Raw genomic sequence first — 23,905 nt, 5'->3', positions numbered from 1 at the left:
ACATCAGTGCACCAATAAGGCGGGGCGGTTACCAGTTTTGGTAACAGCCCCGCCTTTCACCTATAAGACAAACACGTACAGGTTTTATAGCTGACCGTTATCGCGCGCCATCTGCTGCAGGCGGGCGATGCGCTTATCCATCGGTGGGTGAGTAGACATGAGGTTCTTCAAGCCACCGAAGGGGTTTGCAATCATAGATGCCGAGGTATTCACAACCTGCTGATTCTTGGGATCCATAGGGTAGAGCGAGACACCCTTCTCCAACTTATTCAAGGCGGAGGCAAGCGCAATCGGATCGCCCGTGAGTTTTGCACCGTCTTCATCAGCATCATATTCGCGAGTGCGGCTAATAGCCATCTGAATAACCGCCGTAGCAATAGGAGCCAGGAGCGACATCAGGATTACGCTCAAGAAGTTTCCGCCGCCGCGCTCACGGTTCCCTCCCATCATGGAGCCAAAGCCAACAATCTGTGCCGCCGCCGTAATCAGAGTTGCGATACCGGCTGCCACCGAGCTTGTAAGAATATCGCGGTTGTAGACGTGCATGAGCTCGTGCCCAAGCACACCGCGCATTTCGCGTTCATCAAGAAGCTGCAAGATACCCTCGGTACAGCAGACGGCGGCATTGCGCGGGTTGCGCCCGGTCGCGAAGGCATTTGGAGTCTGGGTGGGTGCCACATATAGGCGCGGCATAGGCTGCCCGGCACGCGAGGAAAGTTCCTCGACAATGTCATACAGAACCGGAACCTCTTCGCGGGTAACGGCGTAGGCGTTCATGGAACGCAGCGCGAGTTTATCGGAGTTCCAGTATGAATATGCAACGGTACCCAAGCTCACAAGGGCGAAGCCCCAGATAAAAATTGAACTGCGGAAGTATGTTGAAAGGCCGCCGCCGATAAGCATCAGCAGACCGACCATGCCGCCCAGCAGAAGGGCGGTCTTAAGCCCGTTATAGTGTTTGTGCATTGCGTGTACCTTTAGAAATCGTGTTGCCGTGAACGTATTAGATTACAGCATACGGGATATATATGAGGCAGACATCCAGATTCGCCACCAGCGTGTATTTCGTATTCTCGCATCCACAGGTTCCTCGAATGCGAGCAAGGTCACATGAAGTCTCGAAGTGTTCTGTTATCCCCCAGAAATTCGCAGTTTTAGCGACATAGTGTCATGGTGAAAGTACCCCGAACACGACTCTTATTATGAATTTATCGTAATTGTAATTGTGAAAAAGTCAGATTAACGGTAGAGTATTGTTCATGACCGAACCCCTTGATACGAACGCACACCCGGAACCCGAGCATCCTCTTCACGGATGCTCCCACACCGGCGTGCTGCCGTTGGCAGCAGAATCTGCGACCGAACTTCTCACGGAATCTTGGTCGCAAAACTTGCGCGCCAAGGGGCGCAGGGTCACGAAACAGCGGCTTGCTGTTCTACGTGCGGTTCAGGATCATCCCCACGCCAACGCCGAAGAAATAGTTACCGCTGTGCGGCAAGAGATTCCTACCATTACCGTGCAGTCGGTGTATGTGATCCTCACGGATCTGACGAATATCGACATGCTGCGTAAGTTTGAGCCGCCGGGAACCCCGGGGCTCTACGAGACTCGCACGGGCGATAACCATCACCACGCATTCTGCATTCGCTGCGGAAAAGTTCAGGATGTAGACTGCGCTGTCGGCGCAGCGCCTTGCCTAACTCCCAGCGATTTCCACGGCATGGCGATTATCAGCGCAGACGTACTGTATCGAGGCGTCTGCGCAGACTGTCAAACTGAGGCAGAAGCAGAACTGGCGAAGAGCCAGGTGCAAGCCGCAGCGAGCGTTCAGCACTAACGAACCACATTCCCACACCTTACTCCGGGCGTGAAACAGCGCCTCGGTGTTCGTTAGCTGCACCCTAAAACAGGAAGAATGCTCGTCGAAAACCACATAGCATCACCAAAACACAGGGAGAAGCAAATATGTATCAGACCCCGCAGAACCCCATTCATCCCGGTTCTTACACCACCACGAGCACTGGCACGCCGGTGGCTTCAGATGATCATTCGCTCACCGTGGGCGCCGATGGTCCCATCGTTCTGCACGATGCTTACGCTGTTGAAAAGCTCGCCCAGTTCAACCGTGAGCGTGTGCCCGAGCGTGTGGTACACGCTAAGGGAACTGGCGCATACGGCTACTTTGAAACTACCGAAGACGTTTCGCAATACACCCGTGCGGCCCTCTTTCAGCCGGGCGTTAAAACCGAGCTGCTGATTCGTTTCTCAACCGTGGCGGGCGAATCCGGCTCCCCCGATACCTGGCGTGACCCACGCGGTTTCGCGGTGAAATTCTACACCACCGAAGGCAACTACGACCTGGTAGGCAACAACACTCCTATCTTCTTCATTCGCGATGCCATCAAGTTCCCCGACTTCATCCACTCGCAGAAGCGTATGCCTGGTTCGGGTCTGCGCGATCACGATATGCAGTGGGATTTCTGGAGCCTGAACCCCGCAACGGCACACCAGGTAACCTGGCTGATGGGCGACCGCGGTCTACCCCGCACCCTGCGCCACATGGACGGCTTCGGCTCGCACACCTACCAGTGGATTAACGCCGAAGGCGAGCGCTTCTGGGTTAAGTACCACTTCAAGACCGAGCAGGGCAACGAATTCTTCACTCAGGCTCAGGCCGATGAAATGGCGGGCAAGGATGCTGACTTCCACCGCCGCGACCTGCGCGAGGCTATCGAGCGTGGCGACTACCCCGCCTGGACGCTCTACGTGCAGATTATGCCCTACGAGGAGGCGAAGACCTACCGTATTAACCCCTTCGATCTGACGAAGATTTGGCCGCACTCGGATTACCCGCTGATCAAGGTAGGCCGCATGGTGCTGGATCGCAACCCGCAGAACTTCTTCGCCGAGATCGAGCAGGCGGCCTTCTCCCCCTCAAACTTTGTGCCCGGTATCGCGGCTTCGCCCGATAAGATGCTGCTCGGTCGTATCTTCTCCTACCCGGATGCGCATCGCTACCGCATCGGCACCAACTTCGCGCAGCTGCCCGTGAACGCACCCCACGCGGCGCCGGTGAACAACTATTCGCATGATGGTTCGATGCGCTACAACTTCAACGACCCGTCCGTTCCCACTTACGCACCGAATAGTTTGGGCGGCCCACATGCGGATGCGGAGCGCGCTGGCGAAGGCAGCTGGGAGTCTGACGGCGAGTTGGTACGCACCGCCTACACCCTGCGCCCGGATGACGATGACTTCTCGCAGGCGCGCACCCTCTACGAAGTAACCATGAACGACGAAGAACGCGAACGCCTGATCAGCAACATCTCTGGTCACGTGGGTGCTGTTCGTTCCGACGAGATTCGTGAACGTGCGTTCCAATACTGGGACAACGTTCACCCTGAGCTCGGTTCTCGCGTCCGCGAGGCCGTGGCAGCCGCCGCATCTGGTTCGTAAGATACGGCAGCTTCTGTTCTCCTGTAGATTCGAGAACATGACGCACGGCTGCAACATGGGGTCGGTGACTTTCTGTGAGGTGGAGTCACCGACCCCATATTTTATGCAGTGCAGTATTACAACCTCAAACGCAAAATCGCCCGGAAGAAATAACACCGTATGGGTGTTTCTTCCGGGCGATTTTAGCGTGACGGGTTTTACGAACTATGCGGGTGCACTAGCACCAGCGGGAGAAGCGCCGAAGACCGCTTCCTGTTCACGCACAATATCGAGGAGTTCACGGATCTGCTTGATGTCGAGCACAGCGCTGGGGTTGAAGTAATTGATCTGAATGCCCGGGGCGTTGAGCTGTTCCGCGAGGGTCAGCACCTCAATCGCATGCGCTACGCGCACCTCAATCGCGGGGTCAATAGCGGCAACTTCAATTGGCGAGGTGAACGCCAGCATATTCGTGGGGTTGCCTTCATCATCCGGGACGAATGCGGGGCCCTGTACCTTACTCTTGGGGTCGATGGCCACCACCAGAATAGAGTTTGGTGCCACCAACGAACCGAGAAGCTGCTGCATATTGTCGTTGATAAGAGCCATTTTCGCGCCGTCGTTGCGGGGCGAGTTCACAACCCACTGCACCTGGGCGCGCTCAATATAGCATTCGTGGTTGGAACCCGGATCTATCGCAATCAGATCAAGGTCGGGGTTGCTCAAGAAATCCATGAAAATCTTGACGGCGGGTTCGCGCAGAATCAGCTCGTCATCGTCGGAGTTTTCACGCATGTAGCTCTTCGAAACATACTCTGCCGACGAGAATACGCATAGCGCCTGCATCCCGTTTTCAAGGCGAATAACCTGGTAGCGCAGCTGCGATTCGGGACCAATATCAAGGTGCCCTGCGGGAACAATAGTTGAGCCGGAAGCATCCACGAGCAAATCGCCGCCGAGCATGGTGCGCACTACGTTAATGAGGGTTCGTTCTTTGACGTCCTTCTTGAAAGCTTCGAGTGCAGCGGCGAGGTAGGGATTGGGAACCTCGTAATCGGTTTCTTTATGCAAGCCCGAAACATCACGAGCTCGACCGTGCATACGTTCGGTTGCCCAAGCGGGAATACGCTCGGAATCGCGCGGGAACATGTGCAGATGCTCGCGCACATCCGAAGCACTCAGGGTTCCTTCAGTACCCCAGTTCTCCGGTTCTTCGTCGCGGTTATAAGATGCCCCCACACTGAACTTCGGTTCGGGCCAGTTATTGGCCGCCACCACCACAGATGCGGTAAACCAGGTGCCGCGGTTGCCGTCGTAGGCGGCGCGCTGGAGCTTGCGAAGATCGGGCAGTACGGGCGAATCTTCCTTGAGGGGGCCCACCGAACCGATGTACTCTTCGCCGTCACGGAATTCACGCACGCGAATATAGACCTGCCCGGCGAGGGGTTTTACGTCGAGGATCATCTCGCTCCACCCGGGCTCAGCCTTGACGACATCAAGAAGCCAGCTACCGATACGGTTGAGCGCATCCTGGGTTCGGGCGGCTCTACTCGTCGGTTCAGAACGTCGGGTATCCGTCATGGTTTTCCATTCCTTTATCGTCAGCTTGCATCTTAGGTCCCGGCGGGAAGCTACCCGCTACTCTATTGATTTTAGCGAAGCATCCGCCGTCACGCCGATTTATAACGTCATGATAGGTTAGGGAACACACTTTTGCGTGTGTGCTCTAGCATCGGTTACCAAGTTGTCTCTTGTTCAAATTTTTTCTCCATCCGACCCACAAAATTGGTGCAGTTTGTGGGTACTCACACCAAAAAGGTTGTTACCCTTAACCTATGACGAATTCTTTGCAGGATCTTATTGACGCATCAATCTTTATCTCGACCGAATACCAGGCGCGGTTGGCTGAACTCATTGGGTCTGCTGACTACGACGTAAACTTCGCCGAACAGTCCCTCACGTTCAAGGCCGCCGATCCGGTGTCTTTTCAACCCTACCTGCTCGGTACCGAATCTGAAAACCGTGGAACCTGGATTTGGTCGTGGCAGCAATTGGGATATTTTCCAAATACGGTAGTCTCAGCGGCGCTGCAGGCGCGAGATGCCGGTGAACGCGACTCAGTGCTGGAGCTGAGTACCGACGAAATTCCGCTCTCAGAGGGATTGGCGCGTCGCCTGACTTTGGCAACTAAGACGGTGACCGGTTTGTACGCCCACTATCCCCTGCCTTCGGGGTCTGTGCGGGCATGGAGCCTGATCGACAGCCCCGAATTGACCCTGGATGCGCCCACGTACAAAGGTGTAGGGCGCGTGATTGCGAAGGCTCTGCAAAGCGAAGATATTCACGATCATCCACTCGCCGTTAATTCTTATGCGCGTCAGCGCGGGTTCCATACCGCCTGGGATACCGAGGCTACCGTGGTACTCACCATGACCGACGGCGCCCTGCGGCTGTGGTTCGATGAGGGGCGCATCAGCGGTATCGAGCGCGCGAAGCCCGAGGTTACCGCCCAAGAACTTGCGCAGCTTGCCGCAGAGGCTGAGCAGTACCGTGCGGAATTGGCGGCTGAACGCGCCGAAGTTGAGCAGGCCGCCGCTGCCGAGGCTGCAGAGCAGGTGGCTCTGCGCGAACAGCAGTCGGCAGAGCGTGCGGCGGCACGTGCCGAAGCCGAGCAGGCACCCGCCGCACAGAAGCCCGAGGCAGCACAGGCAGCAAAGAGCACTCCCGCGCAGGAAAATGCACAGCCGGAAGAAGCAGCACCGGCTCAGCCTCAGGCTCCTGCGGCGGCCGCAGAGCACGCTGTACCCGCTGGCGCATCGCAGAAACCGGTGGCGGGTGTGCGCACGACCGAGAACCTCTACCCGGATACCGAAGCTCCCTTCGACCAAGATCCACGTGAGGATTCCGAGCACGGTCGCGTAACGGTCAATACCCTCCCAGGCGATGTTGTTCCGAACGCTGGCGCTGCACAGACCGGCGCGACCGCGGGTCAGGCTAAGGCGGCGAAGCCCGGTGCCTCCGATGCCTCGAAGTCCCGCACATCGATCACCCCGCGCGCAGCTGGCAAACCCGGCGCGAGTGCAGGTCAGGGACAGGAAGCACCTCAGTCCGGCGCACAGAAGCCCGCAGCGGCAGGTGCCCAGCAGCAGCCGCAGCAGGCACCCAAACCTGCCGCTTCAGGTACCGGCGCATCCGCACCGCAGACCGAGAACACCCCGGCAACTGCAATTCCGGTGATCAAGCCCGCCGAGCAGAAGGCCGATCAGCACGAGGAACAGGAGCAGACTCAGGAAACCGGCAAGAAGAAGGGCTTCTTCTCGCGGTTCTTCGGTCTGTAGACAACGCGGTATCAGCAGGCATACAGGGTCTTTAACCCGTACCTGCGGCATATTATCCTGACCTAGGAATTTCATCATTCCGATGGGGCGCAACGCTGTATTATGTTGCGCCCCATCGGCGTTTAATAGGCAACTCACCTCCGCCAGTCGGCGCCTCATACTCGTGCAAGAGTGCGGTGAAGAGTAGAGTTGTTAGAAGTTCACATCTCATCTTTCGTTCACAGATAGGGAGGATCCCTCACACTATGGCGCAGAACGCTCACAGCGCTACAGCACCCACACCAGGCACGGCGGCACACGCTGCACAGACCCGCAACGGTTTTATCTGCCTTTTCACCACCTACGCGATCTGGGGTATGTTGCCGCTGTATTTCTATCTCATGGTGTCTTCGTCTGCGCTGGAGATTGTGCTCTCGCGTGTGATTTTTTCGCTGGCATTCTGCGCGGTTCTGCTCCCTATTTTCCGGTTGACCAAGCCGTTTAACCAGGCGGTGCGTACTCCGCGCACTATGGGTATTTTGACGGTCGCGTCTTTGCTAATCGGTGCGAACTGGATGATCTATGTGTATTCCACCACGCACGGGCATACGATCGACATGTCGCTGGGGTACTTTATTAACCCGCTGGTCTCCGTGGTGTTAGGGGTCGTGTTCCTGCACGAGCGGCTGCGAAAAGTTCAGTGGATCGCCATCGGGATATCGACCGTGGCGGTGCTGATTATGAGCGTGGTGTACGGGCAGATTCCGTGGCTGGGCTTAGGTGTTGCCTTCACCTTCGGAACGTACGGGCTGCTCAAGGCGCGGGTGGGGTCGAGCGTGCATCCAGTGGTGTCGCTATCGCTTGAGACTTTTATTTTGCTTCCAGTGGCGCTCGTGGTGCTGTGGTGGATGAATACGCAGGGACAACTCACGTTGTTTTCGCAAGGCCCCGGGCACTTCTGGCTACTCGCTTCCACCGGCATTGTCACGGTGACTCCGCTGGTTCTTTTCTCGGCGGCGGCGCGGGCTCTGCCTCTGTCGGTGATCGGCATGGTGCAGTATATGGGCCCGACCATTCAGTTCTTCCTGGCGCTCTTCGTGCTGCACGATAGGATTACCCCGGATAAGTGGATTGGCTTATCTCTGATTTGGGTGGCTATCGTAATTTTTACGGTGGATGCGGTGCGCGCCTCACGCACCTCGCGCCCGTCGAAACTCACGGCGGTCGAGACCGGCATGATCCCTATTGTGCAGATTTCTCAGTCCTCTGAGGGTGGCGAAGACCGTGAACAGAACTATCTTCTGGATGCGGTTCAGCTCTCGCCCGAAGACACCGAGGATTCTGCGGCGAGCGCCCGCGATAAATCCTGAATTCTTGCCGCAGATGCATAAAAGTGTTGGCACGAGAACTTATCAGGTTCTCATGCCAACACTTTTTATTCGCGCCGAATGCACGAGTATTCTATGTTTTTACGTGCCGGGCACGGTCCGCAGACCTGCCCGCGCGACGGTATTATTCGGTGGCTGCCTGCTCGACAGCATCATCCTCAGGTTCTTCGGGGTGCCTGCTCAGGTTTACGAGGGCAAACACCAGGCCTCCCCAGATAATGAGGATTGCCACGATCATCATAGCGATAGCTGCACCGCTCATTATGCCTCCTCACCCTGTGCTTTTGCGTGTGCTTTCAGCGCGGCATCGTCCACATGCGTGTGGGCGAGTTTACCGCCGATAACGGGCGGTGCCGGAGGTTCCTCAGCAGCACGTGACTTATGCGACCACGGCAGGAATGAAATCACGATGGAGCCAATAATCAGGAATGCCACCATGCCCCAACCGAAGATGCCGAGCAGATCTGCTGGGTAGCCTTCGTAGGGTTTATTAATGGTCTTCACGAGCGTGGAGATCAGGCTGTACCCCAGGATCAGCGGGGTAACGCCTGCCAAGAGAATCATCCAGAGCCAGCCCACTTTCAAGGAGGAGACAGAATTCAGATGATCCCGCAGGGTCGGCAGTGCCCGCAAGCAGTAGACAACCACAACAATGGAGGTGAGGCCAGCAGCAAGAATGCCGAAATTATTCACGAAGTTGTCGAGTATATCCAGCACGTACAGGCCGGATGCGGTGGGCATCAGCAGTGTCGAGATAATCGCCAGCGGGATAATCACGATCATAGTCGAGGTCAGGCGTGAGGTGCCTGCTTTATCCTGCACACCGGCGATAATGACCTCAAGAACCGAGATGAGCGAAGTGAACCCTGCGAAGAGGAGCGAACCGAAGAACAGGAATCCGATGAGCGCACCAGCCGGCGCCTGCGAAATAATGGTGGGGAAAGCGATGAACGCCAGGCCGGTACCTTTTTCGACGACTTCGCCTACGGCGATGCCCTGTGCCTGCGCCATGAAGCCCAGCGCCGCGAACACACCAATACCCGCCAGCAGCTCAAATCCGGAGTTGGCGAAACCCACGACGGCACCCGAGCCGGTCAGGTCGGTCTTGGGCTTCAGGTAGGATGCGTAAGTCACCATAATGCCGAAACCGAGGGAGAGCGAGAAGAAGATCTGTCCGTAGGCGGCGACCCACACCTCGCCATTAGTTAGCGCACCCCAGTTGGGAGTAAACAGGGTGTTCAAGCCGTTCATCGCGCCGGGCAGGGTGAGCGAGTACGCAACCAGACCTACGAACATAAAGATCAGCAGGGGCATAAACACCACATTGGCGGCACCCACGCCTTTTTGTACGCCCAACGCCATGATGATTATCAGGGAAATCCATACCAGCACGAGCGGAATAAGAATGCCGGGGTTAAAGTCAAAGGAAAGCTTTGGATCCCCCACTTTCAGGAAGTCCTTCATGAAGAAGGATTTCGCGTCGCTGCCCCATTCCTGGTTGAACGAGAAAATCATGTACCGCACCGCCCAGGCGATAATCGCGGCATAGTAGATGGCGATAACCGCGCTAATACCCATGTGCCACCAACCGATAAACTCGGTTTTGCGGTTAAGGCGGCGGAATGCCAGCGGGGACGATGCGCGCCCGCGGTGGCCAATCGCGTAGTCGAAGAAGAGGAAGGTGAGGCCTGCGGTCAGCAACGCCACGATGTACGGGATCATGAAGGCGCCGCCGCCGTTCTCGTAAGAAACAGCGGGGAAACGCCAAATATTTCCCAGACCAACAGCTGAGCCGATGGCGGCAAAAAGGAAGACCCTGCGACTAGAGAAGCCTTCACGCTTCGCCGGGGTCTTGGCGGGTTTTGTACCCATGATAGTGGTTACCTCGGTCTAGATGTTCATGTATGCACGTCACGCGACGATGCCTTAAGGGTAGACGGAGCATGTCATCGTGAACGGAGGCACGCTAGGGTTTGGGCGCGACTCTCCGGGTGCTCTGTGCTCTCAATGATGTATGGGCACAGACGTTCTTTAGGTTTACCTGATGTAGGCTATTTGGTCAATGATAGCCCATCATGTGGGATTCTGTGGGATTTATGAGGGGAATGTAACAGATAAACACAAGCATTCTTAAATGAATACTTCTCGATCTTCAGCCCTCACGGCCTCTCGTGCCGAGTGGCAGGTGCATCCTGGAAGAGACCGGATTTATCGGTACTTTTACGGCTCTCTGCCTTTGAACCCCTCAAGATTCCCACCAGAATTACCGTGAATCCGCACAGCGGAGCAACCCCGAGGGCGAGCTCGGTACGGCTCACCACATCCAACGGCACGTGCAGCAGGAGCAAGGCCAACGCAGCCGCACAAACCCAACCGCTCACATATAAACGGTGCATATTCAAGGCAATAGCCAGATTTCCGGCGAGCACAAGCACGGCGATAATCGCGGACTCAAAGGTCAAAACGGCAAGCATCATTCCGGGTGCAAGACCGGAATATTTAGAGTAGAAAACGTCAAAGAGAAAAGGCCCGATAATATAGGCAAGCAGTGCGCCGAAACCGCCGATTCCCAGAACCCACAGACACGGGCGTGCTAAAGCGCGCAGTGGGTGATCTTGGTGCTTCAAGAAAGCCGATATAGCAACACCTTGAAAGGCCTGAAGCGGCATCATAATCGGCGAACGTGTAACACCAATAGCAGCGACCAAAGCATTGAACTGTGCGCTTTGATCCTGCGTTGTGAACTGCAAGAAAAAGGGAAACGCCGTCATAAGAATCGATGCACCGGCGGATGAAAGCATGAGCATCACAATATTTCGTGCATACCGCCGCGAACTAACATCAATGCTCGCGTGCCAGACGCGCCGCCCGGTACGTGAAAATACGACGCACGGAAGCCAGATCAGCGAGGCAACAACCACGGCGGTCTCAAACCCAAGCAGATGCCACGACAACACCACCGCCGCCAGCGTTGCCACCAAACGTATCAGTGCCTCACCACTGCCTAAAGCGGCGTAAAAATACCAGGAATCCCGCCCTGCGGATGCGCCGCTGACCGCAGCGTACACGGCGTACATCACGACGCCGAACGCTATTAGTACAACACTCATCTGCGGGTAGGTGGGGAAAGCGGAGGACCACAGCGGTGAAGTCATGACGACGATCGCGGCAATACCCAGGCCTAACAGGGCTGCCACGGCGGAATATGAAAGTCTATTTGTGTGTGTTCGTGATTCCGGATTCTGCAGAAGGGACGCCCCGACTGCCCGCGTTGTTTCCTGCTGAATAGCACCAGTTATGCCGTAAATTCCGAACACGAGAGGCCAGAATGCGGACTGAAACTGCCTAAACTCACTGTGCGATAAAAAGTACGCAGCAATAACCGATATAGCAAACGTTGCCGCAGCCGCTATGACCGAACTGAGGAATATTGCGGCAGATTGATATGCGGTAACGGTTTTGTGGGCCATAGTTTCCCTTAAAGAACTCTATCGAGTTCAGCTCCACCTGGGCGTTCTTCACACACTACGCTGCATCAATATGCGCATTCTCGTGAAGAAGTCTTCCTGAAGCAACCGTATCACGCAGTTTAGCCCTCGCGATGCACCACGGCATGCGCGAAAGATTCCAGCGCCGCCTTCGCGGTGGAATCCGGCAGCGGCTCGATGGCTGCGATCGCACGATCCGCCCAATCATAGGCTATCTGCCACGCTTCCTGAGTGACCGGATGCGCGGCGAGCGCGGATACAGCGGCAGCAAGCGCATCATCACTCGATAGGTCTGCCTCAATGAGCGTTTGAACCTGACGGGCTGATTCGTCCCCGGCCTCTGCAGCACGGTTGAGCAGAATAGTCGGCAGGGTCGGCACGCCCTCACGCAGATCGGTACCCTGGGTTTTTCCGGAGGATGCACCATCGCTGACAATATCGATCACATCATCAGCGAGCTGGAATGCCACGCCCACGAGTTCGCCGTAGGTGGCGAGCATCTGAATAACCTCTTCGGAGGCGCCCGCCAAGAGTGAGCCGTACTCCCCCGCCGCCGCGATCAGCGAGCCGGTTTTCCCTTCGATCACGGAGATATAGTGGTCGAGAATATCCTGGTTTTCGCGCACACCGGTTGTTTCGTAGAGCTGCCCCAGCACCAGGCGCTCGAAGGTTTGCGCCTGAATTTTCATGGGTCGCGTGCCCAGATCGGAGACCAGCAGCGAGGCACGCGAGAAAATGAGGTCACCCGTCAGGATGGCGACGGAATTTCCCCAAATGGTCTGGGCGGTATCGACACCGCGGCGTTTGGGTGCATCGTCCATCACATCGTCGTGGTAGAGGGTCGCCAGATGGGTGAGCTCGACAACCACCGCGGCCTCGATCACGTCGTCGTTAATCTGTCCGCCCACAGCGGCGGCAAGCAGAGTCAGGAGGGGACGCACGCGCTTTCCACCAGCGAGCAGTAAGTGCCGGGCGGCAACATCGGCGAGCTTATCGGTGTAGCTGATAGCCTCGGCAAGCCGCTCTTCAATCCGCGCCAGTGATGTAAGAATCTGGGGGCCAAGCTGCGGGTCGGACGCAATGAGCTCAAACCCGGCGGGCAGGTTGAAATCGAGTCCTGCCATCAGGTCGGTGGCTGCAATGGATTGCTCTGAGGTGCTCACGATGCCTTCTTCGGTGTGTTGGTGCGTAGTTGTATGCTGCGTGTTGCTCAATGATGATGTGCTGAGTGTTAGTTTTAGGGTTTGAAACCACGGTGAATGGCAACAATTCCGCCGCTGAGATTACGATATTTGACATCCTGCCAGCCCGCCTGTGCGAACGTGTGGGCAAGGGTTCTCTGATCCGGCCAATCGATAATCGACTCCGCCAAATATACATAGGAATCCGGGTTTGAGGAGATCGCGCGCGCTACGGGCGGTATCGCCTTCATAATGTATTCCTTATATACCTTACCGAAAGGGGCAAAGGTTGGGGTTGAGAATTCCAGCACCACAATGCGCCCGCCGGGCTTAGTAACCCGGTACAGTTCGCTCAGCGCACGAGGGTAATCTGCAACGTTACGCAAACCGTAGGACATAGTGACGGCATCGAAGCTGTCGTCCTCGAAAGGAAGGTCGGTAACATCCGCCCGCACGAAGGTCATATCGGGGCGGCGTTTGCGCCCGACCTCCAGCATCCCTTCGGAAAGGTCCGCGGCGATAACATCAATCCCGGCGTCGGCGAAAGGCTCAGATGAGGTTCCGGTACCGGCGGCAACGTCGAGGACCTTCTGCCCGGGATGCGCATCCACGGCGGCGACGGTCTGCTTGCGCCAGTAGATGTGCCGTCCCAGCGACAAGATGCCGTTCATCAGGTCGTAGCGCTTCGCGACGGTGTCAAACATGGCGGCGATATCGCCGGTCTTCTTGTCAAGGGTTGCGCGGGTACCCTGAACATTTTTCTCTACGTTGCTCACGCCTTCAATTGTGGCATGTTCTACCGCCCGTGGGGTAGTTGAGCACCTCCTGATACGTCATCTGAGGTGGCGAACACTTTAACTCACGAAAATATGCACTCTTGTTCCCGGTGTTGCGCACGTGCAGCACGTTTCTCCCGCCGTCCGCTGCGGCACGACAGCATTCCTGGTTTTATGCATACTGTGCATACATAATTCGTCATTTCCTCAGAAAAATAATGAATATTTATAGGCATACTTGCATTCTTTATCGCACAGGTGCACAATGGAAAACATCAAAATTTTCTACACACGGAGCACACCATGTCGATTTTCACCGCAAAACCCAACCTCAAAAAGTCCCTCGCACTCCTCGCGCTCGCACCCCTCGTCCTCACCGGATGCGTCTCAACCGCATCCGACGGCGAAAACGGAGAGGTAAACCTCATCAACAACGGCGTCCTCACCGTCTGCACCAACACCCCCTACATGCCCTTCGAATACGAAGAAAACGGAAAAATCGTAGGTATCGATGCAGATATCGCAAACGCTATCGCCAAAGACCTGGGCGCAGAAGCACAGCTCACCTCCATCAGCTTTGAAGGCCTCGATTCGGGCACCGGGCTCACCAGCGGACAATGCGATATTGCGCTTGCGGGTATCAGCGTGACCGACGAGCGGAAATCCAAGATGGAATTCACCGATGTCTATTTTGAAGATAACCAAGCGATTCTGGTTCCCAAAAATTCCAAGATCTCCTCCGTCGAAGATCTTAAGAACGCCAAAGTCGGCGCTCAGCAGGCAACCAGCGGCGAATCCTATGCCAAAGAAAAAGGCGCGGATGTTGTGCAGTACGAGGACAACGAACTCATGTTCTCGGCATTGAAGACCGGTCAGGTGCAGGCCGTCTCGGCAAATCTCTCGGTTATTTCTGAGGCGCTAACCAAAGACCCTGACTCTTTCAAGATCGCCTACCAGACCTCGGAAAACGCCGACCAGATTGCCGGTGCGGTAGCCCCCGAAAAGAAAGCCCTGCTGGATAAAGCGAATAAGACAATTCAGCAGCTCAAGTCCAGCGGCGAACTCGATAAGATCAAGGAAAAGTGGACCAAGGCTAAGTCTTCGCCCTCATCCGCATCTTCATCCAGCGCAAACTAACCGCGATTAGCGCGGTGCGCGTTCGCTAACGTGCGCCGCGCATCCTGAATATTACGATAAACACAGACTACGTTAGTGTAACGATGGCACAGAATAAACTATCTCCCCGCAAAAAACAGGCGATGTTCCGGTACTCCCAGTACGCTCTGCTGGCGGTTATCGCGGTTCTTATTATTGCCCTTGCCGACTGGAAAACACTCTCCAGCCAGGTTTTCAACCTTGAGGTTGCGCAAAAGCAGTTCCCGAACGTTATTACGGTAGCGCTCAAGAATACCCTGATCTATACGGCCCTGGGTTTCGCCGTGGGTCTAAGCCTTGGTCTTATCCTGGCACTCATGCGTATCTCATCGATCGCACCCTATCGGTGGTTGGCGACAATCTATGTCGAAATTTTCCGTGGCATTCCGGCGCTCTTGGTGTTCTTTGCCTTCGGTTACGGCATTCCCCTCGCCTTCAAGATCCGGTTTGTCGATAACCTCATTCCGGTAACACTCTCCCTCGGGCTGGTGTCCTCTGCCTATATCAGCGAGGTGCTGCGTGCCGGTCTGCAGGCGGTTCCGAAGGGCCAGTATGAGGCGGCACGGTCGCTGGGCATGTCGCACACCCGGGCGATGCTCTCGGTAATTATTCCGCAGGCATTCCGCATTGTGCTCCCCCCGCTGACTAACGAAGTTATTCTGCTGACCAAGGATTCCTCGCTCGTGTACCTGCTGGGTGTACAAATCGCGCAGTACGAGCTGGCGAAATTCGGGCGTGAAGGTATTACCGCATCCGGCGCGGGGCTCACTCCCCTGGTGGTCGCGGGCCTGTGCTACCTGATTATTACCGTGCCGCTGGGGCAGCTATCCGCATATTTTGAGAAGCGCACGGGCGCATCACGCAAGTAACCACGACAAAGACTTTGGGAGATTGTCATGACTGACACAGTAACATCAGCGGCATCGGTGAGCATCACGGGGCTACATAAGTCTTATGGCAAAAACGAGGTGCTGCGCGGTATTGATATTCAGGTTGAACCGGGCGAGGTCGTCTGCCTAATCGGTCCTTCGGGGTCGGGTAAATCAACGCTTCTACGATGCGTAAACCTGCTCGAAGAGCCCAACGCAGGAACCATTACCGTGGGCGGTGTCGAGGTAACCGACCCGGACGCCGATATTAACGCCTTGCGCACCCGCATGGGCATGGTGTTTCAGCAGTTTAACCTGTTCGGGCATCTGAGCGTGCTTGATAACTGCACGATTGCCCAGATTAAGGTCTTGGGTCGTGATCGTTCAACGGCAGAGAAGATTGCCCGCGAACAGCTGGCGAAAGTGGGGCTGGCAGATAAGGAAAATGCCTACCCGAGTAAACTTTCGGGCGGTCAGCAGCAGCGTGTGGCGATCGCTAGGGCGCTGTCGATGAATCCCGAGCTCATGCTCTTCGACGAGCCGACAAGCGCGCTCGACCCCGAAATGGTGGGCGATGTTCTTACGATTATGCGTGATCTCGCCGACGAAGGCATGACGATGATCGTGGTGACTCACGAGATGAGCTTCGCCCGCGATGTCGCCGATAAGGTCGTCTTCATGGCGGATGGCGTGGTCGTCGAAGAGGGACCCGCCGAGCGGGTGATCGGAAGCCCGCAACATGAACGTACCAAGACATTCTTAGCGCGTGTGCTTGATCCCACTCACGTGGATGAAACCCCCGCAGATCAGGATGCGGCAGCAAACGCCTAGTCCGTTTGCCCTGTTTCAGACCAGCCCCGCAGATACGTTTTCCTCCAAGTGCTCCGTGAGGAAGGTATCTGCGGGGTTTTCTTATCTTTTACGGCGCTATGTCTCATGAAGATTGGCGCGAACTGTTAATAACCTGGCGCGAAATGCTAATTTAGTCTCCCGTAAACTGGGTACATCCACAAAACATCTCTGAAAGGAAATATCATGTCCCAGGTTATTCTGCTCACCGGCGCAAGCTCAGGCATCGGCTACGACACCGCTAAAGATCTTGCCGCAGCAGGGCACACGGTCTACGGTGCCGCACGCCGCGTGGAGAAGCTCGAAGAACTTCGCCCCTTCGGTATCATTCCGCTTCACCTAGACATCACTGACGAAGACTCCGTCAAGAAGGCTGTAGAGACCATTATCGCCGAGCAGGGGCGCATCGACGTCCTCGTCAATAACGCAGGTTACGGCTTCTACGGTGCGATCGAAGACGTTACCCTTGACGAGGCACGCAACCAGTTTGAGGTAAACCTCTTCGGTCTGGCACGCCTGACCCAGCTTGTCCTGCCGCAGATGCGCGCGCAGCGTTCCGGGCGCATTATCAACGTCTCTTCAATGGGCGGGCGCCTTACCACCTTCATGGGTGCCTGGTACCACGCCACCAAGTACGCTCTTGAAGCCTTCAGCGATGCGCTGCGCATGGAGACCTCCGACTTCGGCATTCAGGTCTCCATTATCGAGCCCGGCGGCATCAAAACCGACTGGGGCATGATCGCCGCCGACAAACTGGAAGAATCGGCCAAGGGCGGCGCTTACGAGAGCATTGCCCGTAAGACCGCCGAGAATATGCGTCGCCACTACTCCTCAGAGTCGCTGTCTGACCCCGCCATTATTTCCAAGGCGATCACCCACGCGATCGAAGCGAAAAAGCCCAAGACCCGCTATCTCATCGGTTACATGGCGAAGCCCGCGGTTCTGATGCACACAGTTCTGCCCGCTCGCGCCTTCGACACGATCATTCGCCGCTTTATGTAACGCTAGGAATCGCCGTGGAAGCTATGACCATCACCCCTCAGCTGGCGCAGTCGCTACTCGATCAGCATCCAGAAGTTCCTGCTCTGCTGGCTCAGGCAGGTCTTCGGATGCCCCGCGCAGGCGAACCTCTGAAGCTCTCACACGAGCAATACCACCGATTTCTAAAGGTTCTCGATATTTCAGCGCATGAAGAGACCCTGCTGACTTACGGCGATATTACTGCCTTGCACGGCATCGTTCCGGCGATTTTCGGTGCCTTGGCGGCAGAAGACGGGACGGAGGCTCTGGAACGTTTCGCACGGTACAAACGTCTAACCGGTCCCGTGCGGGTGTTAGTTGAACCTGACGGCACCCGCACGAGCATCCGTTTTAGCTACGACGGACACACCGGGGTTCTGCCTGCCAGCGGGGTAGCCATTGAGCAGATTATTCTGATGAATATCCTGCGCACCGGCACCGGTCGGCATATTACTCCCCTGCGGGTAGAATCTCCGCGTCCCTACGGTACCGCGTTGAAAGAGTTTTTCGGGGTCTCATCTCATCGTGCCGCTCAGAACTCACTCGTGCTCGCTTCCCATGACCTTGCTCTGCCCTTCACCACGCGCAACAACGTCATGTGGGAGTATGTGCAGCCAGCACTCGATCAAGAATTAATGCAGCTGGATGCGCGGCAAAGTTTTCTGCAGACCGTCTCACTCGAACTCACGCAGATGATTCCAGCGGTTCTTTCGGAATTGAGAAGCTGGCGGCACATTTGGGTATGAGCTCGCGTTCCCTACAGCGGCGACTGCAGGAGGAAGGCACTAGTTATAAGGCTGTATGCCAGCGAGCTCAGCAAAATTTGGCGAGCGCCTATTTGAGCAATCCTGCGCTGAGCCTTCAGGATGTTGCGCTGCTGACCGGTTATACCGAGGTCAGTTCATTTTCCCGCGCTTTCAAAGCGTGGACGGGTATGACCGTCACGGACTACAGAAAAGAAAACCGCGAAACCTCCTGATACGGCTTTGCCTGTTGGGGAGAATATACGACAATGTCCCGTATCCGTCGCTGGATACGGGACATTACCGTGCTTAAAGGGATTTTTATTTATTTCTAAGGCGTTGTGCCCTAGACCTGTTCAACCTCAATAGTGATATTAGGCTCCGGATGTGATTCTCCGGTCAGCATAATGACCATCAAGGTCGAGTCTTCGAGTGCCGTGACCGAGTGCAACAGCTTTGCCGTGGTGTGGATGAGTTTACCGGGTTCCAGGATAATACTCTGCCCTTTGGTACTGTACTCAACCTTGCCTTTAAGCACCTGCACAACCACCGGGTGTACGCTGTGGTGTTCGTGCCAAGATTGACCGGCTGCCAGCTCCATCAGGGTGATGCTGCCGCCATCGGCATCGAGGATTTTCTTTGCCTGCGGCTTAGTCTCAAACGGGGTGAGAACTTCGGTGAGCTGTGGGAAAACAATCACACGCCCTTCGTGAGTACCCGCCATGAGTTCTAACCTTTCGCCGATGATGGTTGTTCTTTTAGGATACGCGCATCCTAAAATTTGCATGAACTATGCTAAATTCTATGCCCGTATTACGAGGGTAGGCAAACAGTGACACATATATTTCATAACGTGATACGGCCCTAGTATTCCCACACGCGCGTATAGGGAGAAGATACCTGGTTACGCGGGCGCAGAAGCCGCACCAGTATCGCCGTGGTGCCCGTGCTGACCGCCAGAATCATGCAGGTTGAGGCAACGAACACTCCCCCGGGCATGGTGGAAAACATGGTGACCGCATACATCGCGACCGCGCAGAACGAGAGGAACAGGCTTGCAATCGTCAGCAGCGGCACCGCAATGGCTCCCACCACGCGGGGGGTCGGTGTGTTAAATTCTGCACGGCGCAGGTACCGAAGAACGCCTAAGCCGAGAACGGTCCAGAGCGCAACTACCAAAATCGCGCTGATAACATCCGCTGGGCGGTGCCAGCCGTTAATAATGGTGGATGCGCCCGTAGCGCAGGTCGCCATCGCCGCCAAGACCGCAATCGTGGGTCGAAGGGCACGAGGCGCTGCGATAAACAGAGCGGCACCTGCAGAAGCGGCGAATGCTGTGTGCCCGCTCGGCGCGGAGTTCAAGAGGGCTTCCTGAATGCCGAAATTAGGCTTGGTAATCACATAATTCTTGAGGACGTGGACGCTCAAACACGCGCCCGTGCCCGCAAGAATACCCACGATAGCGGGCAGGATGCGGTGCTTCCAGATCAGCCCAATAATAATGCCGATCACCGCGATTACGCCGGTAATCGTTGGCAGGTTATCGAGAGCCGCCAGGGTGGGACGCTGGTATTCCGCGAACTGGCTGGCATATTCGGTAAACGCATTTTCGTCGAGCTGCTGCCCGGTACGGCTGTAGATGAAGAACTGGAATGTGGCGTAGAGCAGGGCGCCGAACAGCACCATGACACCCAAATGCTGCGCCACAACCTTGGTACTTGGCGGATCATTTGGAATGGGGGCTTCTGCGGGAACGCCTGCCCCGGGGGCTGCAGGGTTCGGGCGAGCGCCGTATCCGGCATAGTTCGCGGTGCTCATCGCCGGGTTAGCGGCGTGTGGATGAGCGGCGGCACTGTACTGTGTGTCCTGGGGCGCAGTCTGCATACCGGGAGCACCCGTTGGCATGGCGACCGTGGCAGGGTAATCAGCCGAAGGGGTTATATCCGGCTGCACACGGGTTTGCGGCTGGGCGGCACGCGTGTGCTGAACGTAGTGAGCACGCGGATCCTGCGATGCGCTGATGGCTTCGGTCGGTGAATCGTCAAAAGCGTCGAGGGCTACCGTGTCGGAGCTTTCATGGGGTTTAGGCGCTTCGTGCGGGTTTGGGATGGCGCGGGTTGCGTCCGTGTCTGGTGAGAAAGATGGCAGATCCTGAAGGTCCAGAAATTCGGTCGCGTCATCATCGGTTTCATAGGAAGATTGGATGCTCGATAACGGAACCGTCGCATCGGCATCGGCACTGTCGTTATCGGCTAGAGTCTGAGGGGATAGAATACGCGTAGCATCGTCCGTGTCATTTGAGGTACTGGTATGGCGAGGAACATGACCACGCGATGTGTGAGGACCCTGTGACATACTTTTTCCCTCCAAAATGTCTGTGATGCGGTGTCTGTAAACACGACATAGAAAACACTATCTCAGGTTAAGCTATGAAAAATACGTGTTTTCTAAATTCCAAGCTGGGAGTTTACCGAGAATACCTTAAGGAGAAACGCCATGTCATCCGTACCGCCGCTAGGATACGGGTTCATCACTGAGGGCTTAGCTTTGCCGCCGTTAGAGCAGGTTTTACGTGCCGTTCGAGTGGTTGATATTCCCATGCGGGTGACCTTCCGCTCGGTTAATCGGCGCCAGAGTGCGCTGATACAGGGTCCCGCCGGATGGGGCGAGTTCGCGCCGTTTTTAGAGTATGACGATCATGAGGCGGCGGCATGGTTAGCCTGTGCGTTAGAGTCCGCCTGGCTGGGGGCGCCGCCCGCTCATCGAGCCACTATTCCGGTGAACGCAACCCTTCCCGCAGTGAGTGCCGAGCGGGTTCCCGAAGTGCTGAACAACTATCGTGGAACCATCCACGAACTTAAAATCAAGGTTGCTGAAAAGGGGCAGACCCTCGACGATGATATTGCCCGCGTTGCGGCGGCGCGGCGTGCCCTCCCGAATGCACGGTTGAAGGTGGACGCTAATGCGGGGTGGAGCGTACCCGAAGCTCTCGAAGCCCTTGCGGCGCTGAACGAGTACGATCTGCTTTATGCCGAGCAGCCCGTAGCTACGGTTGATGAGCTTGCGCAGGTGCGTTCCCTGGTAGGCGAGCACAGCCTTTCGATGCTCATCGCCGCCGATGAATCCGTGCGTAAGGCTAGTGACCCTCTCAAGGTGGCGCAGGCGCACGCCGCCGATGTGCTGATCGTCAAGGCGGCACCTTTAGGCGGGGTTCGCCGCGCGCTAAAGATCGTTGAACAGGCAGGTTTACCCACGGTGGTGTCTTCGGCGTTGGAATCTTCCGTAGGTATCGCAACCGGTGTGTCTCTGGCGGCGGCTCTGCCGAATCTTCCCTATGCGTGCGGGCTAAGTACGGTCTCGCTGATGAGCGCCGATGTGACTGACGATTCGCTGCTTGCTCGCGACGGCAAGCTCCAGATGCGGCGGGTTGCGCCTACGGAATCGGCGCTGAGGCGCGTTGAAGCAGAGAGCGAAGTGCGGGATGCCTGGGTGGAGCGCATCCGACGGTGCTACCTGGTGCTTCAGGAAGCCTTGCCCACGAGTCTTTAGCCGGTATGTTCTGAACGTTCTGGTCAGTGTTCTGGGGGCTAACTGCCCGTTTAGGGACCCCATATTCTTCACTCGCCCAAACACCGGTCTAGAATAGACGGGTGACTGAAAACCCCGACTGTGCCGACACCGTTCAAACTCCCCCCGCTCCAGCCGCTCCAGACTCCATGCTCTCCGCCGTCGCCGTGCTCGATTCCCTGATTCGCGCGGGCATGCGGCATGTGGTGGTCTCCCCAGGTTCTCGAAGCGCTCCCCTGGCGTATGCGGTTGCGGCGGCCGAAGAGGCAGGTGCGTTGGTTGCCCACGTGCGCATTGATGAGCGCGTGGCAGCGTTCACGGCGCTGGGTATCGCGAAGGCTTCGCGGCTGCCCGTGGGGTTAGTGTGTACCTCGGGAACGGCTCTGGGTGAGTATTTGCCCGCCGTGATGGAGGCTTACCATGCCGGGGTTCCACTGGCGATCATGAGCGCGGACCGTCCCGTAAGGCTGCGTGGAACCGGTGCTAATCAGACGACGATTCAAACCGATTTTTTCTCTCCCTTTGTGCGCGCAAGCGCTGATTTGACCTCATACCCCGAGCATAATCCGGGGCAGCAGACCGCCGATTTTATGGCATGTTTGGCAGCGCTGACGGGCAGCGATGCGCAGGATTGGTCGCGCGCAAGCGATGAGCCCGTGGGGCCAGCGCATATTAACGTGTGTTTCGATACCCCGCTTACACCTTCGGCTCGGACAGCCGCAATTCTTCCCACCTGGGCCACATCGCTTGCCAAGCATATTGCCCCGGGGGCCGCATCGTACCCCGCTGAGCTTGAACCTGCACGGCTGAGTCCTGTCGAGAAGCTTTGGCTGATACAGCATGAACAGGCGGTTCAGGCTTTGCCACTTAAACCCGAAGGTGCACCAGACTGCCCGAAAACGGTGGTGATCGCGGGAGACGGTGCCGAGCCGTTCGCTGCCGAGTTTGCCCGCGCGTTGAATCTGCCGCTGCTGGCAGAGCCTTCTTCGCAGGCGCGGCACGGCGCTACCTCGATTCCCCAGTACACGACGGTGCTCGGGGAACATGCGGCTTCCGAGCTGGGGCAGAGCATCGAGCGAACTATTTTATGCGGGCATCCCACGCTTTCGCGCCCTATTTCTGCGCTTTTAGCGCGTACCGATGTGCAGCATGCTTACTATGCGCCTCGGCGTGCCAGCTGGTACGAACCCGGGAACCGTGCCGTTCGCGAGATTGATTCGCCCGCCGAACTTGAAGCCTTTGCGCTTATGGGATCGGGCGTGCGGGCCGATGATACCTGGCTTGATGCTTGGGTCACTGCCGGTCAGCGAGCTCAGGAGGCATCGCTCACGTCGATCGAAGCCTATCGTTATGCCGAGTCTGAAACAGTGCAGCCGCAGACCTCTGCTCCCTCCGAAGAATGCAACCAAGACGGTGCACATACTTCTCAGCCTGCTAGAATTCCCGCTCAGGCGCTTGCACTCCAAACCTGGAATACATGCGCACAGCAGCGCCGTACCCTCGTCATCGGATCGTCGAGTATTGTGCGCGATCTAGATATTATCGCCCCCGCCCTTGGTGCCGATGCGCCCGCACGGGTTCTCGCAAACCGCGGGCTTTCCGGCATTGACGGGCTTATCGCGACGGCTACCGGCGTTTCTTTAGCGGGCTACTACCCCACCGGCAACGCACGCACGGCTGCCGATGATTCCGCCCATGTAGCGGGCGCACCGATTCCGGTCACCCTCATATGCGGCGATTTGACCTTTCAATACGATATTTCTGCACTGAACCTGCCCATGACAGAGCTTCTGCCCGATCTTGACGTCGTCGTCTATGACGACGCCGGAGGCGGCATTTTCACCGCGCTGGAACACGGCACTCTCGCCCAGAATCCACAATTTACCCACGCCATCGAGCGGTTCTTCACGGTTCAGGCGGCACCGAATACGGATCTGGAACGCATGGCGGCGGGCTTCGGTGAGGAGTCAGGTATTCGGGTGCGCATTCACCGCCCGAACGATATTTTCGATGCCCAGGCTTAGGTTACGCCTTACCCCTTCTAAGATTCGCAGAATAAAACCTCCGCACAGGGACGCACCACAACCTCAAAATGGTACGTACCCTATGCAGAGGT

General features: G+C 56.7%; 21 protein-coding genes. 12 read left to right on the top strand and 9 right to left on the bottom strand.

Going from position 1 to position 23,905, the window contains the following annotated elements:
• Window positions 1-84: 84 nt before the first annotated feature.
• Complete coding sequence (gene htpX, locus HMPREF2625_RS04660) at window positions 85-966, bottom strand: zinc metalloprotease HtpX (RefSeq protein WP_070522281.1); 882 nt, start codon at window positions 964-966, stop codon at window positions 85-87.
• A 293-nt stretch (window positions 967-1,259) separates the two neighbouring features.
• Here htpX and HMPREF2625_RS04655 point away from each other — a divergent pair, with 293 nt between their 5' ends.
• Both HMPREF2625_RS04655 and HMPREF2625_RS04650 read left to right on the top strand, forming a co-directional pair.
• A complete protein-coding gene (locus HMPREF2625_RS04655) occupies window positions 1,260-1,838 on the top strand; it encodes a Fur family transcriptional regulator (protein WP_070522277.1) in 579 nt (192 codons plus the stop codon).
• A 128-nt stretch (window positions 1,839-1,966) separates the two neighbouring features.
• Window positions 1,967-3,457, top strand: a complete 1,491-nt coding sequence (locus tag HMPREF2625_RS04650; protein WP_070522273.1) for a catalase — start codon at window positions 1,967-1,969, stop codon at window positions 3,455-3,457.
• A 204-nt stretch (window positions 3,458-3,661) separates the two neighbouring features.
• Here HMPREF2625_RS04650 and HMPREF2625_RS04645 read toward each other — a convergent pair whose 3' ends face one another.
• On the bottom strand, window positions 3,662-5,017 hold the full coding sequence (locus tag HMPREF2625_RS04645; RefSeq protein WP_048777688.1) for an SseB family protein: 1,356 nt from the start codon (window positions 5,015-5,017) through the stop codon (window positions 3,662-3,664).
• Window positions 5,018-5,271: 254 nt separating this feature from the next.
• Here HMPREF2625_RS04645 and HMPREF2625_RS04640 point away from each other — a divergent pair, with 254 nt between their 5' ends.
• Window positions 5,272-6,774, top strand: a complete 1,503-nt coding sequence (locus HMPREF2625_RS04640; protein ID WP_070522270.1) for a DUF6882 domain-containing protein — start codon at window positions 5,272-5,274, stop codon at window positions 6,772-6,774.
• A 245-nt stretch (window positions 6,775-7,019) separates the two neighbouring features.
• A complete protein-coding gene (gene rarD, locus HMPREF2625_RS04635; RefSeq protein WP_070522267.1) occupies window positions 7,020-8,123 on the top strand; it encodes an EamA family transporter RarD in 1,104 nt (367 codons plus the stop codon).
• A 142-nt stretch (window positions 8,124-8,265) separates the two neighbouring features.
• Here the strand turns inward: rarD and HMPREF2625_RS10745 are convergent, their stop codons facing one another.
• From HMPREF2625_RS10745 to HMPREF2625_RS04615, 5 genes are all read right to left on the bottom strand, one after another.
• Window positions 8,266-8,403 carry a methionine/alanine import family NSS transporter small subunit gene (locus HMPREF2625_RS10745; protein ID WP_080513847.1) on the bottom strand — a complete coding sequence of 46 codons (138 nt, stop codon included), beginning with the start codon at window positions 8,401-8,403 and terminating at the stop codon, window positions 8,266-8,268.
• On the bottom strand, window positions 8,403-10,013 hold the full coding sequence (locus tag HMPREF2625_RS04630; RefSeq protein ID WP_070522264.1) for a sodium-dependent transporter: 1,611 nt from the start codon (window positions 10,011-10,013) through the stop codon (window positions 8,403-8,405). The genes HMPREF2625_RS10745 and HMPREF2625_RS04630 overlap by 1 nt, the downstream gene beginning before the upstream one ends.
• A 287-nt stretch (window positions 10,014-10,300) precedes the next feature.
• A complete protein-coding gene (locus HMPREF2625_RS04625) occupies window positions 10,301-11,611 on the bottom strand; it encodes a hypothetical protein (protein WP_070522261.1) in 1,311 nt (436 codons plus the stop codon).
• Window positions 11,612-11,730: 119 nt separating this feature from the next.
• Window positions 11,731-12,792, bottom strand: coding sequence for a polyprenyl synthetase family protein (locus tag HMPREF2625_RS04620; RefSeq protein ID WP_070522258.1), 1,062 nt, complete (start codon window positions 12,790-12,792; stop codon window positions 11,731-11,733).
• 74 nt (window positions 12,793-12,866) lie between these two features.
• Entirely contained in the window at window positions 12,867-13,586 is a 720-nt protein-coding gene (locus tag HMPREF2625_RS04615; protein WP_070522255.1) for a demethylmenaquinone methyltransferase, read from the bottom strand.
• Window positions 13,587-13,889: 303 nt separating this feature from the next.
• Here HMPREF2625_RS04615 and HMPREF2625_RS04610 point away from each other — a divergent pair, with 303 nt between their 5' ends.
• From HMPREF2625_RS04610 to HMPREF2625_RS10735, 6 genes are all read left to right on the top strand, one after another.
• A complete protein-coding gene (locus HMPREF2625_RS04610; protein ID WP_037231173.1) occupies window positions 13,890-14,723 on the top strand; it encodes an ABC transporter substrate-binding protein in 834 nt (277 codons plus the stop codon).
• Window positions 14,724-14,806: 83 nt separating this feature from the next.
• Window positions 14,807-15,610, top strand: coding sequence for an amino acid ABC transporter permease (locus HMPREF2625_RS04605; protein WP_013397707.1), 804 nt, complete (start codon window positions 14,807-14,809; stop codon window positions 15,608-15,610).
• A gap of 27 nt (window positions 15,611-15,637) precedes the next feature.
• Window positions 15,638-16,441, top strand: coding sequence for an amino acid ABC transporter ATP-binding protein (locus HMPREF2625_RS04600; RefSeq protein ID WP_070522252.1), 804 nt, complete (start codon window positions 15,638-15,640; stop codon window positions 16,439-16,441).
• A 204-nt stretch (window positions 16,442-16,645) separates the two neighbouring features.
• Entirely contained in the window at window positions 16,646-17,461 is an 816-nt protein-coding gene (locus HMPREF2625_RS04595) for an oxidoreductase (RefSeq protein ID WP_070522249.1), read from the top strand.
• A 23-nt stretch (window positions 17,462-17,484) separates the two neighbouring features.
• Complete coding sequence (locus tag HMPREF2625_RS10740; protein WP_141745414.1) at window positions 17,485-18,225, top strand: AraC family transcriptional regulator ligand-binding domain-containing protein; 741 nt, start codon at window positions 17,485-17,487, stop codon at window positions 18,223-18,225.
• Entirely contained in the window at window positions 18,222-18,458 is a 237-nt protein-coding gene (locus HMPREF2625_RS10735; protein WP_083295618.1) for a helix-turn-helix domain-containing protein, read from the top strand. Before HMPREF2625_RS10740 ends, HMPREF2625_RS10735 begins: the two co-directional genes overlap by 4 nt.
• 110 nt (window positions 18,459-18,568) lie before the next feature.
• Here HMPREF2625_RS10735 and HMPREF2625_RS04585 read toward each other — a convergent pair whose 3' ends face one another.
• Both HMPREF2625_RS04585 and HMPREF2625_RS11040 read right to left on the bottom strand, forming a co-directional pair.
• Entirely contained in the window at window positions 18,569-18,946 is a 378-nt protein-coding gene (locus HMPREF2625_RS04585) for a cupin domain-containing protein (RefSeq protein ID WP_246826672.1), read from the bottom strand.
• A 140-nt stretch (window positions 18,947-19,086) separates the two neighbouring features.
• The gene (locus HMPREF2625_RS11040) at window positions 19,087-20,577 is read right to left on the bottom strand and encodes a phosphatase PAP2 family protein (RefSeq protein WP_246826671.1); all 1,491 of its coding nucleotides are present in this window, start codon (window positions 20,575-20,577) and stop codon (window positions 19,087-19,089) included.
• A 141-nt stretch (window positions 20,578-20,718) separates the two neighbouring features.
• Here HMPREF2625_RS11040 and HMPREF2625_RS04575 point away from each other — a divergent pair, with 141 nt between their 5' ends.
• Entirely contained in the window at window positions 20,719-21,771 is a 1,053-nt protein-coding gene (locus tag HMPREF2625_RS04575) for an o-succinylbenzoate synthase (protein ID WP_070522243.1), read from the top strand.
• A gap of 101 nt (window positions 21,772-21,872) precedes the next feature.
• Entirely contained in the window at window positions 21,873-23,813 is a 1,941-nt protein-coding gene (gene menD, locus HMPREF2625_RS04570; RefSeq protein WP_210394372.1) for a 2-succinyl-5-enolpyruvyl-6-hydroxy-3-cyclohexene-1-carboxylic-acid synthase, read from the top strand.
• Window positions 23,814-23,905 lie beyond the last annotated feature (92 nt).

The organism is Rothia sp. HMSC064D08, assembly GCF_001809525.1.
Taxonomy (GTDB): domain Bacteria; phylum Actinomycetota; class Actinomycetes; order Actinomycetales; family Micrococcaceae; genus Rothia; species Rothia dentocariosa.
This window is presented reverse-complemented; position numbering and strand designations above follow the sequence as displayed.

Bases quoted from the DNA above. Each gene is read 5' to 3' on its own strand.
- htpX (WP_070522281.1), bottom strand. From the start codon at position 966: ATGCACAAACACTATAACGGGCTTAAGACCGCCCTTCTGCTGGGCGGC.
- HMPREF2625_RS04655 (WP_070522277.1), top strand. From the start codon at position 1,260: ATGACCGAACCCCTTGATACGAACGCACACCCGGAACCCGAGCATCCT.
- HMPREF2625_RS04650 (WP_070522273.1), top strand. From the start codon at position 1,967: ATGTATCAGACCCCGCAGAACCCCATTCATCCCGGTTCTTACACCACC.
- HMPREF2625_RS04645 (WP_048777688.1), bottom strand. From the start codon at position 5,017: ATGACGGATACCCGACGTTCTGAACCGACGAGTAGAGCCGCCCGAACC.
- HMPREF2625_RS04640 (WP_070522270.1), top strand. From the start codon at position 5,272: ATGACGAATTCTTTGCAGGATCTTATTGACGCATCAATCTTTATCTCG.
- rarD (WP_070522267.1), top strand. From the start codon at position 7,020: ATGGCGCAGAACGCTCACAGCGCTACAGCACCCACACCAGGCACGGCG.
- HMPREF2625_RS10745 (WP_080513847.1), bottom strand. From the start codon at position 8,403: ATGAGCGGTGCAGCTATCGCTATGATGATCGTGGCAATCCTCATTATC.
- HMPREF2625_RS04630 (WP_070522264.1), bottom strand. From the start codon at position 10,013: ATGGGTACAAAACCCGCCAAGACCCCGGCGAAGCGTGAAGGCTTCTCT.
- HMPREF2625_RS04625 (WP_070522261.1), bottom strand. From the start codon at position 11,611: ATGGCCCACAAAACCGTTACCGCATATCAATCTGCCGCAATATTCCTC.
- HMPREF2625_RS04610 (WP_037231173.1), top strand. From the start codon at position 13,890: ATGTCGATTTTCACCGCAAAACCCAACCTCAAAAAGTCCCTCGCACTC.
- HMPREF2625_RS04605 (WP_013397707.1), top strand. From the start codon at position 14,807: ATGGCACAGAATAAACTATCTCCCCGCAAAAAACAGGCGATGTTCCGG.
- HMPREF2625_RS04600 (WP_070522252.1), top strand. From the start codon at position 15,638: ATGACTGACACAGTAACATCAGCGGCATCGGTGAGCATCACGGGGCTA.
- HMPREF2625_RS04595 (WP_070522249.1), top strand. From the start codon at position 16,646: ATGTCCCAGGTTATTCTGCTCACCGGCGCAAGCTCAGGCATCGGCTAC.
- HMPREF2625_RS10740 (WP_141745414.1), top strand. From the start codon at position 17,485: ATGACCATCACCCCTCAGCTGGCGCAGTCGCTACTCGATCAGCATCCA.
- HMPREF2625_RS10735 (WP_083295618.1), top strand. From the start codon at position 18,222: ATGAGCTCGCGTTCCCTACAGCGGCGACTGCAGGAGGAAGGCACTAGT.
- HMPREF2625_RS04585 (WP_246826672.1), bottom strand. From the start codon at position 18,946: ATGGCGGGTACTCACGAAGGGCGTGTGATTGTTTTCCCACAGCTCACC.
- HMPREF2625_RS11040 (WP_246826671.1), bottom strand. From the start codon at position 20,577: ATGTCACAGGGTCCTCACACATCGCGTGGTCATGTTCCTCGCCATACC.
- HMPREF2625_RS04575 (WP_070522243.1), top strand. From the start codon at position 20,719: ATGTCATCCGTACCGCCGCTAGGATACGGGTTCATCACTGAGGGCTTA.